The organism is Mycolicibacterium parafortuitum, assembly GCF_010725485.1.
Classification (GTDB): domain Bacteria; phylum Actinomycetota; class Actinomycetes; order Mycobacteriales; family Mycobacteriaceae; genus Mycobacterium.
The window spans coordinates 5,321,971-5,335,824 of sequence record NZ_AP022598.1 but is presented as its reverse complement, the minus strand read 5'-3'; the positions used below and the strand labels follow the sequence as shown (position 1 = coordinate 5,335,824).

Sequence of the window (13,854 nt, the reverse complement as noted above, 5' to 3'; positions counted from 1 at the left end):
CGGGCTGGGGCCTAGCGATCTACCCGGGGCCCAGGATCTGCGGCCTTCGGCACCGCCGGGATCGCCAGCAGCGGGAACAGCGCGCACACCGCGAACGCGACCGGATAGCCGACGGCAGCGATGAGCCCGCCGAACAGCGGTGGGGCGACACCCTGGGCGAACAGCTGGCTGGTGTTCTGGGTACCCAGCGCCCGGCCGCTCCAGAAGGGTCCCGCGTACTCGGCGATCAGCGTGAAGGCCAAACCGTTGTCCGACACCGTGATCACCGATGCGGCGAGCATCACCGCGATGCTCAGCGGGGAATCCAGCCAGTCGGTGACGGCGAGCAGTGCCATCGCCGCGGCGGCGGACGCCGCGATCATCCGGATCGGGCGCAGCCGCGCCGCGATCACCTCTCCGGAGCGTTTGACGTACGCGTCCGACCAGCGGCCCGCAGCGATGCGGCCTGCGGCACCACCGATCTGGGCGATCATCACGAGGATTCCGGCCGACTCGGGTGACCAGTGGCGCTCGCTGATCAACCAGACCAGCGTGAACGTCCACACCACCACCTGGGGGACGACCAGCAGCACCGACGTCAGGTGGATGCGCCACAGCATCGCCGAACCGCGGTACGGATTGGCCAGCGCGGCGCTGTCGGCTTCGGCGCGGGGCGGACGCGGCGGATCGATCACCGCGACCAGGCACACCAACGCGGCGACCGCGCACACGATCGCGGGGAACAGCAACGCCGCTGCCGCACCGTGGGATTCGGCCAGACGCGGGATCACCAACGCGCCGACTCCGACCCCGAGCGGCTGGGCGGTCTGGCGGATGCCCATCACCAGCCCCCGCTGCTCGGCGTCGAACCACCCGACCACCAGCCGGCCGCTGGCGGTGTTGCTGCTCGCCGCCGCCATCCCACCGAGAAACAGGAAGACGCCGGTGACCATCAGCGAGTCCACCGACGCCGCCGCGAACGCCGCGGCGGCCGTCAGGGCCGATCCCAGCGTGAGCACCACCCGCTCGCCGAACCGATCCACCACATAACCCCATGCGATCAGCGTCACCACCATGCCGAGGCTGGGCAGCGACGACATCAGGGCCGCGGACGCGAGATCCAGACCGCGCTCGTCGTGCAGCGTCGGGATCAGGAAGGCCACGCCGTTGATGAACACGTTGGCGCACAGCGTCGCCCCGAGGCCGATCACCAGCATCGACCAGCGTCGCATCGGGGTTATCGACCGGGTGCCCACGCCGCCATGCTTCCACAGGCATCCCAAAATGCCGAACAACTATCTCATTATCTAAGACACCCGGGAAGCTGCAGCGGCGGTGACCGGCGCCGATGGGGCGGGCACTAGGCTGAGGGCATGCGTCTCGGTCGAATCGCCAGTCCCGACGGGGTTGCCTTCGTCTCCATCGAGGGCCCGCCCGACGACCCGGCGGCAGCGGTCGCGCGCGAGATCGCCGAGCACCCGTTCGGCACCCCGACGTTCACCGGCAGGCAGTGGCCGCTCGCCGACGTCCGTCTGCTCGCGCCGATCCTGGCCAGCAAGGTTGTGTGCATGGGGAAGAACTATCTCGCCCACATCGAGGAGATGGGTGGCGGCACGTTCGAGGATCCGATCATCTTCCTCAAGCCCAACACCGCGATCATCGGCCCGTACACGCCGATCCAGCTGCCCGCCGACGCCAACCCGGTGCACTTCGAGGGTGAACTCGCCGCCGTGATCGGCAGGCCCTGCAAGGACGTTCCCGCATCGCGTGCCGCCGAGAACATCCTCGGCTACACCATCGCCAACGACGTGTCCGCCCGCGATCAGCAGAAGAAGGACGGACAGTGGATGCGGGCCAAGGGGCACGACACCTTCTGTCCGGTCGGCCCGTGGATCGTCACCGACGTGGACCCGTCGGATCTGGAGATCCGCACGGAGGTCAACGGCGAGGTCAAACAGCGCAGCCGAACGTCGTTGATGATCCACGACATCGGGGCGATCATCGAGTGGATCTCGTCGGTGATGACGCTGCTGCCCGGCGATCTGATCTTGACCGGCACCCCGGAGGGGGTGGGCCCACTGGAGCACGGGGACAACGTCAGCATCACCGTCGAAGGCATCGGGACATTATCGAATCCTGTTGTGCGGAAGGGTAAGTCGTGAAAGTTCGGGTCAGGTTCTGTCCGTCGCCGACGGGCACGCCGCACGTCGGGTTGATCCGGACGGCGCTGTTCAACTGGGCCTACGCCCGCCACACCGGCGGCGATTTCGTGTTCCGCATCGAGGACACCGACTCCCAGCGCGACAGCGAGGAGAGCTACCTGGCGCTGCTGGACGCGCTGCGCTGGCTCGGCATGGACTGGGACGAGGGCCCCGAGGTCGGCGGACCCTACGCGCCGTACCGCCAGTCCGAGCGCCGGGACATCTACCTGGACGTGATCCACCGCCTGCTGGACGCCGGTGAGGCCTACGAGGCCTTCTCGACCGCCGAGGAGGTCGAGGCGCGCCATCTCGCCGCCGGGCGCAACCCGAAGCTGGGCTATGACAACTACGACCGCGAGCTGACCGAGGAGCAGCGCGCGGCGTTTCTGGCCGAGGGCCGCAAGCCGGTGGTGCGGCTGCGCATGCCCGACACCGACCTGACCTGGGTCGACCTGGTCCGTGGCGAGACGACGTTCCCGGCCGGATCGGTGCCCGATTTCGCGCTGACCCGCGGTAGCGGAGATCCGTTGTACACGTTGGTCAATCCGGTCGACGACGCGTTGATGAAGATCACACATGTGCTGCGCGGTGAGGACCTGCTGCCGTCCACGCCCCGTCAGCTGGCCCTCTACGCCGCGCTGATCCGCATCGGTGTGACGGATATGACACCGGCGTTCGCGCACCTGCCGCCGGTGCTCGGCGAGGGCAACAAGAAGCTGTCCAAGCGCGATCCGCAGTCCAACCTGTTCCTGCATCGCGACCGCGGCTTCATCCCCGAGGGTCTGCTGAACTACCTTGCCCTGCTGGGCTGGTCGATCGCCGACGACCGGGACATCTTCAGCCTCGACGAGATGGTCGCCGCGTTCGACGTGGCCGACGTCAACTCCAACCCGGCCCGGTTCGACCAGAAGAAGGCCGACGCACTCAACGCCGAGCACATCCGGCTGCTCGAGCCCGCGGAGTTCGCGCGCCGGCTCGCCGCGTACTTCGATGCGCACGGCCACCACACCGGCCTGGACGATGCGCGCTTCGCCGAGGCGGCCGCGCTGGTGCAGACCCGCATCGTGGTGCTCGGCGACGCATGGGACCTGTTGAAGTTCCTCGACGAGTCGTCGTTCACGCTCGATGAGAAGTCCGCGGGCAAGGAACTCAAGGCCGCGGCCGTTCCGGTGCTCACAGCGGCTCTGGAGGCCCTTGAAGGCGTCACGCAGTGGCGGACCGCCGACATCGAGGAGGCGCTGAAGGTGGCGCTGATCGAGCGCCTCGAGCTCAAACCCCGCAAGGCGTTCGGTCCGGTCCGGGTCGCGGCCACCGGCTCCTCGGTCAGCCCGCCGCTGTTCGAGTCCCTCGAACTTCTCGGCCGTGAACGCAGCCTGGAGCGGCTGCGCGCCGGTCGCGACCACGCCGCAACCGCCGCCGGACCGGAGGCGTGAAAAACCACTCCGAAATCTTTGGTAGTCTGCTCGTCGGCCCACGAGATATCGCGCAGCGGCCCGCAGAGATGCGACTGAGGCGCGAAGGGTCGAAAAGCGGTCTGTGACCTGCGGTTACAGGCAGCTAATGGGGTATGGTGTAATTGGCAACACAGCTGATTCTGGTTCAGCCATTCTAGGTTCGAGTCCTGGTACCCCAGCCAACGCGGCCGATTAGGTCAGCAATCTCAACTGAGCTATGCTGACCAACCGGAAAGCAGTTCTAGCCCCCGTCGTCTAGCGGCCTAGGACGCCGCCCTCTCACGGCGGTAGCGTGGGTTCGAATCCCATCGGGGGTACATATCGAAAACTCCGGGCCTCGTCGAGGCCCGGAGTTTTTTCATCGGCATCCTGTCGGGGCCGCCGCGCCCCGGGCGTCTTGTCAGAGGCGCCGGGTCAACGCGTCGGCGGCGGCGACGAGATCGGCTGCCCAGCGCGCGCCGGGACGCCGGCCCATCCGGTCGATCGGACCGGACACCGACACCGCGGCGATCACCGCACCGCGCCCGTCGCGCACCGGAGCCGACACGCTGGCCACCCCAGGTTCGCGTTCGGCGGCGCTCTGCGCCCATCCGCGCTTGCGTACCTCGGCCAGCGTGCGGTCGGTGAACTTCGCCGCGGGCAGCACCGCCTGCTGGGTGCTCGCGTCGGCGAAGGCCAGCAGCACCTTGGCCCCGGATCCGGCGGTCATCGGCAGACGAGTGCCGATGGGCACGGTATCCCGCAGTCCGGCTGGGGGTTCCAGGGCTGCCACGCAGATCCGGCTGGTGCCCTCGCGGCGGTAGAGCTGGACGCTCTCGCCGGTCAGTTCGCGCAGCCGCGGCAGCACCACCGCACCCGCGGCGAGCAGCGGGTCGTTGACCTGACCGGCCAGTTCGGTGAGCGCGGGGCCGAGCAGCCACTGCCCGTCGCCGTCGCGGGCCAGCATCCGGTGCACCTCCAGGCCCACCGCCAGACGGTGCGCGGTCGCGCGCGGCAGCCCGGTGCGCTCGCAGAGATCGGCCAGCCCACACGGGGTCTCGGCCACCGCGTGCAACACGGTGATCGCTTTGTCCAGAACGCCGATGCCGCTATTCTGTCTCACAAGGAGATACTAGCTTTCCAGAATGTGAGACAGTCAAGATGGCCGTTGCGAATCAGCCCCGCACGCTCGCCGAGAAGGTCTGGAGCGATCACGTGGTCGTTGCCGGGACCGGAGAGGGCGCGGCGCGCGAGCCCGACCTCATCTACATCGACTTGCACCTCGTCCACGAGGTGACCAGTCCGCAGGCGTTCGACGGGCTGCGCCTGGCCGGGCGCCCGGTGCGCAGGCCCGATCTGACGATCGCGACCGAGGACCACAACGTCCCGACCGTCGACATCGACAAGCCGATCGCCGATCCCGTCTCGCGGACACAGGTGGAGACGTTGCGGCGCAACTGTGAGGAATTCGGCATCCGGTTGCACCCGATGGGGGACGCCGAGCAGGGCATCGTGCACATCATCGGACCGCAGCTGGGACTGACCCAGCCCGGTATGACGGTGGTGTGCGGCGACAGCCACACCTCCACCCACGGTGCGTTCGGCGCGCTGGCGATGGGCATCGGCACCTCTGAGGTGGAGCACGTGATGGCCACCCAGACGCTGCCGCTGCGACCGTTCAAGACGATGGCGGTCAACGTCGACGGCGAGCTGCCGCCCGGTGTCAGCGCCAAGGACATCATCCTGGCGGTGATCGCGAAGATCGGTACCGGTGGCGGCCAGGGCTACGTCATCGAATACCGGGGCAGTGCCATCGAATCGCTGTCGATGGAGGGCCGGATGACGATCTGCAACATGAGCATCGAGGCCGGGGCGCGCGCCGGCATGATCGCGCCGGACGAGACCACGTTCGAGTTCCTGCGCGGCCGCCCGCATGCGCCGAAGGGCGCCGACTGGGACGCCGCCGTCGAGGCGTGGAAGCAACTGCGCACCGACGAGGGCGCGACGTTCGACGCCGAGGTCTACATCGACGCGGCGACGCTGAGCCCGTTCGTCACCTGGGGAACCAACCCCGGCCAGGGTGTGCCGCTGTCGGACTCCGTTCCGGACCCGGAGATGGTCTTCGACGAGGGGGAGCGCCAGGCCGTCGAAAAGGCGTTGACGTACATGGACCTTCGGCCGGGCACCCCGATGCGGGAGATTCCGGTCGACGCCGTGTTCGTCGGCTCGTGCACCAACGGCAGGATCGAGGATCTGCGGGTCGTCGCCGAGGTGCTGCGGGGCCGCAAGGTGGCCGACAACGTCCGGATGCTGATCGTGCCGGGTTCGATGCGCGTGCGCGCACAGGCCGAATCCGAAGGCCTCGGTGAGATCTTCACCGCCGCGGGCGCTGAATGGCGACAGGCGGGATGCTCGATGTGCCTTGGAATGAATCCAGATCAGTTGGCGCCGGGGGAGCGGTGCGCCTCGACGTCGAACCGCAACTTCGAGGGCAGGCAGGGCAAGGGCGGTCGCACGCACCTGGTCTCGCCGGCGGTCGCCGCCGCGACGGCCGTGCGGGGGACGCTGTCCTCACCCGCCGATCTGGCCCCCGTGGCCGCTCACTAAACCCGACAGGAGACTTGTGATGGAAGCCTTTACGACCCACACCGGGATCGGCGTCCCGCTGCGCCGCTCGAACGTCGACACCGACCAGATCATCCCGGCGGTGTACCTGAAAAGGGTGACCCGAACCGGATTCGAGGACGGGCTCTTCGCCGCCTGGCGCAACGATCCGTCGTTCGTGCTCAATCAGCCGCCGTTCGACAAAGGCTCAGTGTTGGTCGCCGGACCCGATTTCGGCACCGGATCCTCGCGCGAGCATGCGGTCTGGGCGCTGATGGACTTCGGATTCCGGGTAGTCATCTCGTCGCGTTTCGCCGATATCTTCCGCGGGAATGCGGGCAAGGCGGGTCTGCTCGCGGCGCAAGTGGCGCAGGACGACGTCGAATTGTTGTGGAAGGCCATCGAGCAGCATCCCGGGACGGAAATCACTGTAAATCTTCAAGATCGGTCGATCGTCGCCGGAACCATCATGGTGCCGTTCAACATTGACGACTACACCGCCTGGCGGCTTCTCGAAGGACTCGACGATATAGGCCTTACGCTGCGCAAACAGGATGAAATCAAGGCTTTCGAAGAGCGTCGCCCGGCCTGGAAACCGCGCACATTGCCCGCCTGAAAGGCGGTCGAAATCACCGAAATCCCGCCCCGGTAACCCCCTTTTCACGCACCGGCGCAGGACGGCAAGTGGGCCAACCGGATTGAAAAAAGTTCGCTGAGCTGGCCTGAAATTGCGCGTGGCTCTTGGAAATCAGGAGCAAATGGGTTTACCGTGTGCACTAGTCGGTCCAAGGAGGACCACTGGTTTCGGAGGTTTTGCATGAACAAAGCAGAGCTCATCGACGTACTCACGGAGAAATTGGGCTCGGATCGTCGGCAAGCGACTGCGGCGGTGGAGAATGTCGTTGACACCATCGTTCGCGCGGTGCACAAGGGTGAGAGCGTCACGATCACCGGCTTCGGTGTTTTCGAGCAGCGCCGCCGTGCCGCCCGCGTGGCGCGCAATCCCCGCACTGGCGAGACGGTGAAGGTCAAGCCCACCTCCGTCCCGGCGTTCCGTCCCGGCGCTCAGTTCAAGGCCGTTGTGTCTGGCGCGCAGAAGCTTCCGGCCGAGGGGCCGGCGGTCAAGCGTGGCGTGACGGCTGCGAGCACGGCTCGTAAGGCTGCCAAGAAGGCCCCGGCCAAGAAGGCCGCGGCGAAGAAGGCGGCTCCCGCCAAGAAGGCGACCGCCGCCAAGAAGGCAGCGCCGGCCAAGAAGGCGGCGCCGGCCAAGAAGGCCGCGACCAAGACCGCCGCCAAGAAGGCGGCACCGGCCAAGAAGGCAGCGCCGGCCAAGAAGGCCACCGCCGCCAAGAAGGCAGCGCCCGCCAAGAAGGCTCCGGCCAAGAAGGCAGCGCCCGCCAAGGCCGCCGCCAAGAAGGCAGCGCCCGCCAAGAAGGCACCCGCGAAGAAGGCTCCGGCCAAGCGCGGACGCAAGTAGTCAGTTCACGCGAGTACGCCGCGGATCCCTCGGGATCCGCGGCGTATTTCGTGCGTGGTCCCCACCGGATACCAGGCGGTCCTGCGGCTGTTCTGAATTCGTTTTGAATTCAATTGCGGGGTCGGCTATTCGGGAGTCACTTCTGCGGCGGCAGCGCACTGGCCATGTGATCGGCGGCGACCAGCCGCCCGTCGGCCAGCGACAGCACCCAGGTGCTTCCCTTGCGGTTGCGCGACTTGTCGGGCCGCACACCGTCGCGTTCGCACCACCAGGCGATCAGATCGGGGATCACCTTGCCCTGGGTGCAGATCACCGGGGTGCGGGCGCTCGCGGCGATCTCGAGCACACGCCGGCGCGCGGCCTTGTGGTCTTCGGCATACGCCTCTTCGGTCAGTGCCGGCTCGGTGGTGATCGCCGCTGCGAGTTCCTCGGCCAACGGTTCCAGCGTCTGATGGCATCGCACGCGGTCGGCGGCGAACAGTTCCCCCGCGCCGAACGCCAGCAGTTGAGCCACCAGTGACTCGGCCTGTGCGCGGCCGCGCATGTCCAGCGGGCGCTTTCGGTCATCACCCCGGTAGCGCTTCTTGTTACCCGCGACGGCGTGCCGCACGATCAGGACCGTCTGGGTGTCCGCGGGAAGCTTGAGGAACCGGCGCAGCACCTTGCGGTCGTGGGGGTAGCCAAGCTGCGCCATCGCCTGATCGGGCGGCAGCCACTTCAGTTCGTCGACTTCGTCGTTGGCGGCAAAGTCACCGCCGACCACCCGGGCCGCCCAGTACCGCACCTTCTTCGGGCCCTGTTCGGTCGGATACGAGACACTGGGCAACCGCCGGCCGAGCTGGGCCCGAAAGCCCGTCTCCTCCTCGATTTCACGGACCGCGGTGACCGGTTCGGTCTCGCCCGCATCCACCTTTCCCTTCGGCAGAGACCAGTCGTCGTAGCGGGGGCGGTGGATCACCGCGATCTCCGGGGCGCCTGTGCCGTCCTGCGGGCGCCACAGCACGGCGCCGGCGGCCAGGATAGGGGACTTCGTCACCTCAACTCCTGTGTCTCACAAAGCCGGTATCGCACGCCGTCACGGGTGCCGATGGCGCTGCATGAGGGTGATCTGGTGATCCAGCACGGAGTGCCCCTCCTGGGGTAGGGCGGTCCAGTGGCCGTCGTTGTTGAGCTGCCAGCACCGGGTCCGGGGATCGGCCGCGGATTCGAAGATGTCGTTCAACTGTCCGGTCAGCCGCGGATCCTTAACCTGCGCCATCACTTCGACGCGGCGGTCGAGGTTGCGGTGCATCATGTCCGCGCTGCCGATCCAGTACTCGTCGATGGCTCGGAAATGGATGATCCGCGAGTGTTCCAGGAACCGGCCGAGGATCGACCGGACCACGATGTTCTCACTGAAGCCGGGCACACCCGGCTTCAGCGCGCAGATGCCGCGCACGACCACCTCCACGTTCACCCCAGCCTGGGATGCGCGGTACAGCGCGTCGATCACCTGCTCGTCGACCAAAGCATTGGCCTTCAACCGGATCCGGCCCTCCGCGCCGTCGAGGGTGGCGGCGATCTCGCGTTCGATCCGCTCGATGATGCCCTTGCGCACTCCGTACGGCGCGACCAGCAGATTGCGGTAGGACTCCTTGCGGGAGTAGCCGGTCAGCGAGTTGAACAGGTCGGTCAGGTCGGCGCCGATGTCGGGGGCGGCCGTCAGCAGCCCGATGTCCTCGTAGAGGCGGGCGGTCTTCGGGTTGTAGTTGCCGGTGCCGATGTGGCAGTAGCGCCGGATCGTCGAACCCTCGCGGCGCACCACAAGACACGTCTTGCAATGTGTCTTCAATCCGATGAGCCCGTAAACCACGTGCACACCGGCTTGTTCGAGGGCTCGGGCCCATTTGATGTTGGCCTGTTCGTCGAACCTCGCCTTGATCTCGACCAGTGCCACCACCTGCTTGCCGGCCTCGGCGGCATCAATCAGCGCGTTGACGATCGGCGAGTCACCGGAGGTGCGGTACAGCGTCTGCTTGATGGCCAGCACGTTGGGGTCGGCGGCCGCCTGCTCGATGAAGCGCTGCACCGTCGTGGAGAACGAGTCGTACGGGTGGTGCACCAGCACGTCGCCGTCGCGCAGTGCGGCGAAGATGCTCTTCGGGGTCTCGCGCTCACCGAACGCCGATGGGGTCGCGGGTACGAACGGCGGATCCTTGAGTGCGGGCCGGTCCACCCCGTAGACCTGCCACAGCGACGAGAGATCCAGCAGTCCCGGCACTTCGACCACATCACCGGGAGCGACGTCGAGCTCACGCAGCAGCAGCTCCAGCATGCTCTCGGTCATGTCGTCGGAGACCTCCAGCCGCACCGGCGATCCGAAACGCCGGCGGGCCAACTCCCGCTCCAGTGCCTGCAGCAGATCCTCGTCGCGGTCCTCCTCGACTTCGAAGTCGGCGTTGCGGGTGATCCGGAACGCGTGGTGTTCCACGATCTCCAGGCCCGGGAACAGCACCGGCAGGAACGCCGCGATCAGCTCCTCCATCGGCAGGAAACGCACCACGCCGGGCAGGTCTTCGCGCGGGGCCAGTTCCACGAACCGGTCGACGTTGTCGGGCACCTTGATTCGCGCGAAGTGCTGACCGCCGTCGGGATGCTTGACGGTGATCGCGAGGTTCAGGCTCAGCCCGCTGACGAACGGGAACGGGTGGGCCGGGTCGACGGCCAGCGGGGTGAGCACCGGGAAGACCTGCTCGTGGAAGTAGGTCGAGAGCTTCAGCCGCTCGGCATCGTCGAGTTCGGCCCACGTCACGATCACGATGCCCTCGTCGGCGAGCGCGGGGCGGACCGCAGAAAGGAACACGTGTGCGTGCCTGCTGGCAATCTGCTGAGTACGTTCGCTGATCCGGCGCAGCTGCTCACGCGGCGACAGGCCGTCGGCGGAACGCACCGACAGACCCATCTCGTCGCGACGCTTCAGCCCGGCCACGCGCACCATGTAGAACTCGTCGAGGTTCGACGCGAAGATGGCAAGGAATTTCAGGCGTTCCAGCAGCGGCAGCGACGGATCGGCGGCCAGGGCCAGCACGCGCGCGTTGAAATCCAGCCAGCTCAGCTCGCGGTTGAGGTAACGGTTGTCGGGCAGTGGGTTCTCGACGGTGGGCGCGGTGGTCGCCGGTGGCGCTTCCGGCGCCGAATCCGGGCCCGCGACCGCAGGCAGCACCGACGCCGCCGAGGAGTCCTGTTGGTCGGTGCGGGCCTGCGCTTCGGTCATGGTCCCGATGATTCCCTATCGGCGGGCCGTCATGCCACCGTGGCGACCAACGTCGGGCGAAATGCCGACGTCCTTCTCACGTCGCCGAGATGGCCCGCAGGGTCGCCGGGCCGATGCCGAGCCGGTGTGCCGCGGCGAGGTCGTCGGGGGTGTCGATGTCGGACCGCAACCCGGGCCAGTCGCCGGTCAACTCAACCGCCCCGGAGTCGCGGTGGCGTCGGGCGGAATCGGTCCCGAAGTGCGGCCGCAGCGGGGCGCCGAACCCGAACAGCGCCGCAGTGCCGGTGCCGTGCCGATCGGTGACGAAGCTGCGCGGGTGCGCGCGAGCGGCCGCCAGGGCCGCGGCGAACTCCTCGGTCTTGAGCGCCGGGAGATCACCCTGCAGCACAACGACATTGGTGTTCTCCCTGCGGCTGACCGCCTCGGCGGCGGTCAACGCGTTGTTGAGCGGGTCGTGATGTCCGGGCGGCGTCGGATCGGCGAGCACCTCGGCGCCGAGGCCGCGGGCGGCCGACGCCGCGGCGTCGTCGGGGGTGACGATGAGCACCGACCGCAGCGCGGGCACCGCCATCGCGGCGCGGATCGTGTCGACGAGCATCGCCAGCACGACGTTCTCGCGGGCGGTCGCCGAAAGCACCGGAGCCAGCCGTGTCTTGGCGGCGGTGAGCCGCTTGACCGCGATCACCAGTCCGATGTCGGCGTCCGGAGCGCTGTTCCTCATGCCGCTCACGAGCGCCATCCTGCCAGTCGATTATTCCCGGCTAGTCTGAAGCCGTGGTTGACGCGGCGGTGATGGGGGCCGGGGCATGGGGAACGGCACTGGCGAAGGTATTGGCAGACGCCGGGAACAACGTCACGCTGTGGGCGCGCAGGCCGGAACTGGCCGACACGATCAATCGCACCCACCGCAACGAGAACTACCTCGAGGCCCCGCTGCCCGAGTCGATCCGCGCCACCAGTGACGCCGCCGAGGCACTCGCCGGTGCCTGCACCGTGTTGCTCGCGGTGCCGTCGCAGACTCTGCGTACCAATCTGGAGCGGTGGAAAGGACATCTAGGTCCCGACAGCACGTTGGTGAGCCTGGCCAAAGGCATCGAACTGGACACGCTGATGCGCATGAGCCAGGTCATCGCCCAGGTCACCGGCGCCGACCAGGGACGCATCGCGGCGATCACCGGACCGAACCTGGCCAGTGAGATCGGCGACGAGCAACCCGCGGCCACCGTGGTCGCCTGCACCGACTCCGGCCGGGCGGTGGCGCTGCAGCGCGCGCTGTCCACCAAATACTTCCGGCCCTACACCAACTCCGATCTCATCGGCGCCGAGATCGGTGGTGCGTGCAAGAACGTCATCGCGCTGGCCTGCGGTATGGCAGCCGGGGTCGGGCTGGGGGAGAACACCGCCGCGGCGATCATCACCCGCGGCCTGGCCGAGATCATGCGTCTCGGAATCGCCTTGGGCGCCAAGCCCACCACCCTCGCGGGTCTGGCCGGCATCGGCGACCTCGTCGCGACGTGCACGTCGCCGCAGTCGCGGAATCGCTCGTTCGGGGAACGTCTGGGCAAAGGGGGCACCATGGAGGCTGCGCTCGACGCCACCGGCGGTCACGTCGCCGAAGGGGTGACGTCGTGTCAGTCGGTGCTCGCGCTCGCGTCGAGCTACGACGTCGAGATGCCGCTGACCGAGGCGGTGCACCGGGTGTGTCACAAGGGCCTGTCCGTCGACGAGGCGGTCGTGCTGCTGCTCGGCCGCACCACCAAGCCCGAGTAGCTCCGTGTCCGGCACCTACGGCGACTCCACCCGCAGCGTCAAAGCCGTTGCCTCCGAGGAGATTCCGGGCGAGCCGGTGGTCGCCCCGCCGGTTCCGGCCGCCACCTACCACCTGTCCGCCGACGAGGGCGACGCGCTGGACAGCTACGGCCGCAAGTCGAATCCGACGTGGCGCAGGCTCGAATCGGCGCTCGCCGCTCTGGAAGGGTCCGCTACCGCACTGTGTTTCGGCTCCGGGATGGCGGCACTGACAGCGGTGCTGCGGGTGCTCGCCGAACCCGGCCGCACACTGGTGGTGCCCGCCGACGGCTACTACCAGGTGCGCGCGTACGCCGAGGAGTTCCTCGCGCCGCGCGGGGTGACGGTGGTCGAGGCGCGGTGCGCCGAGATGATCGAAGCCGCCGCGCGCGCGGACGTGGTACTGGCCGAGACACCGTCGAATCCGGAACTCGACGTGGTGGATCTGCACCGGCTGGCGATGGATTGCCGGGCGCGCGGCACCGTCCTCGTCGTCGACAACACCACCGCCACCCCGCTGGGGCAGCAGCCGCTGTCCCTCGGCGCCGACCTGGTGGTGGCCAGCGCCACCAAGGCGCTGTCCGGGCACAGTGACGTCCTCGCCGGTTATGTCGCCGGCAGCCACCCCGAGCTGATGGCGCGGGTGGAACGGGAACGTCTGCACACGGGCCCGATCCTCGGCGCGTTCGAAGCGTGGCTGGTGCTGCGCAGCCTCGGTAGCGCGGGGCTGCGATTCGAGCGGCAGTGCCAGAACGCCGCGGCGGTGGCGTTGATGATGCGCGACCATCCCGCCGTGCGGTCGGTGCGCTATCCCGGCCTCGCCGACGATCCCTCCCACGGGGTCGCCGCCAAGCAGATGCGCCGCTTCGGCGGCATCGTATCGGTGGAACTGGCCGACGCCGACGCGGTCCACGACCTCGTCGCGCGCAGCGAGCTGCTGGTGGCCTCGACGAGCTTCGGCGGGATCCACACCTCGGTGGATCGGCGCGCGCGCTGGGGTGACCGGGTGGCCGACGGCTTCGCGCGGATCTCGCTGGGCATCGAGGACACCGACGACCTCATCAAGGACCTGCAGCGGGCACTCGGACCGGGCGCAACAACGCCGAGCCGGTAACGTCT

The 13,854-nt window shown here is 68.1% G+C and carries 12 protein-coding genes and 2 tRNA genes; 9 read left to right on the top strand and 5 right to left on the bottom strand.

Annotated elements, in window-relative coordinates:
* Positions 1-11: 11 nt before the first annotated feature.
* Positions 12-1,211 (bottom strand): MFS transporter, encoded by a 1,200-nt coding sequence (locus tag NTM_RS25235; RefSeq protein WP_163769623.1) that lies wholly within the window; start codon positions 1,209-1,211, stop codon positions 12-14.
* Between the two features lie 141 nt (positions 1,212-1,352).
* Here NTM_RS25235 and NTM_RS25230 point away from each other — a divergent pair, with 141 nt between their 5' ends.
* From NTM_RS25230 to NTM_RS25215, 4 genes are all read left to right on the top strand, one after another.
* A complete protein-coding gene (locus NTM_RS25230) occupies positions 1,353-2,141 on the top strand; it encodes a fumarylacetoacetate hydrolase family protein (RefSeq protein WP_104864687.1) in 789 nt (262 codons plus the stop codon).
* Positions 2,138-3,613 carry a glutamate--tRNA ligase gene (gene gltX, locus NTM_RS25225; protein ID WP_163768827.1) on the top strand — a complete coding sequence of 492 codons (1,476 nt, stop codon included), beginning with the start codon at positions 2,138-2,140 and terminating at the stop codon, positions 3,611-3,613. Before NTM_RS25230 ends, gltX begins: the two co-directional genes overlap by 4 nt.
* A 128-nt stretch (positions 3,614-3,741) precedes the next feature.
* Positions 3,742-3,816 (top strand) — tRNA-Gln (locus tag NTM_RS25220).
* Positions 3,817-3,878: 62 nt separating this feature from the next.
* Positions 3,879-3,951: transfer RNA gene (locus NTM_RS25215), tRNA-Glu, on the top strand.
* A gap of 83 nt (positions 3,952-4,034) precedes the next feature.
* Here the strand turns inward: NTM_RS25215 and NTM_RS25210 are convergent.
* The gene (locus NTM_RS25210; RefSeq protein WP_163768825.1) at positions 4,035-4,736 is read right to left on the bottom strand and encodes an IclR family transcriptional regulator; all 702 of its coding nucleotides are present in this window, start codon (positions 4,734-4,736) and stop codon (positions 4,035-4,037) included.
* A gap of 38 nt (positions 4,737-4,774) precedes the next feature.
* Here NTM_RS25210 and leuC point away from each other — a divergent pair, with 38 nt between their 5' ends.
* From leuC to NTM_RS25195, 3 genes are all read left to right on the top strand, one after another.
* Positions 4,775-6,220, top strand: coding sequence for a 3-isopropylmalate dehydratase large subunit (gene leuC, locus NTM_RS25205; RefSeq protein WP_104864690.1), 1,446 nt, complete (start codon positions 4,775-4,777; stop codon positions 6,218-6,220).
* Positions 6,221-6,239: 19 nt separating this feature from the next.
* Positions 6,240-6,833: a 3-isopropylmalate dehydratase small subunit gene (leuD, locus tag NTM_RS25200; protein ID WP_104864691.1), complete on the top strand. Its 594-nt coding sequence runs from the start codon at positions 6,240-6,242 to the stop codon at positions 6,831-6,833.
* A gap of 201 nt (positions 6,834-7,034) precedes the next feature.
* Positions 7,035-7,694 carry an HU family DNA-binding protein gene (locus NTM_RS25195; protein WP_083141535.1) on the top strand — a complete coding sequence of 220 codons (660 nt, stop codon included), beginning with the start codon at positions 7,035-7,037 and terminating at the stop codon, positions 7,692-7,694.
* A 136-nt stretch (positions 7,695-7,830) separates the two neighbouring features.
* Here NTM_RS25195 and mutT1 read toward each other — a convergent pair whose 3' ends face one another.
* From mutT1 to cofC, 3 genes are all read right to left on the bottom strand, one after another.
* Positions 7,831-8,730, bottom strand: coding sequence for an 8-oxo-(d)GTP phosphatase MutT1 (gene mutT1, locus NTM_RS25190; RefSeq protein WP_163768823.1), 900 nt, complete (start codon positions 8,728-8,730; stop codon positions 7,831-7,833).
* A gap of 39 nt (positions 8,731-8,769) precedes the next feature.
* Positions 8,770-10,947, bottom strand: coding sequence for an RNA degradosome polyphosphate kinase (locus NTM_RS25185; RefSeq protein ID WP_104864693.1), 2,178 nt, complete (start codon positions 10,945-10,947; stop codon positions 8,770-8,772).
* A gap of 76 nt (positions 10,948-11,023) precedes the next feature.
* Positions 11,024-11,668: a 2-phospho-L-lactate guanylyltransferase gene (cofC, locus tag NTM_RS25180; RefSeq protein ID WP_163769622.1), complete on the bottom strand. Its 645-nt coding sequence runs from the start codon at positions 11,666-11,668 to the stop codon at positions 11,024-11,026.
* 53 nt (positions 11,669-11,721) lie between these two features.
* On the opposite strand from cofC, the gene NTM_RS25175 reads away from it, so the two are divergent.
* Both NTM_RS25175 and NTM_RS25170 read left to right on the top strand, forming a co-directional pair.
* Positions 11,722-12,717 carry an NAD(P)H-dependent glycerol-3-phosphate dehydrogenase gene (locus NTM_RS25175; RefSeq protein ID WP_232079834.1) on the top strand — a complete coding sequence of 332 codons (996 nt, stop codon included), beginning with the start codon at positions 11,722-11,724 and terminating at the stop codon, positions 12,715-12,717.
* 4 nt (positions 12,718-12,721) lie between these two features.
* Positions 12,722-13,849: a cystathionine gamma-lyase gene (locus tag NTM_RS25170; RefSeq protein WP_163768822.1), complete on the top strand. Its 1,128-nt coding sequence runs from the start codon at positions 12,722-12,724 to the stop codon at positions 13,847-13,849.
* The last annotated feature ends 5 nt before the right edge of the window (positions 13,850-13,854 follow it).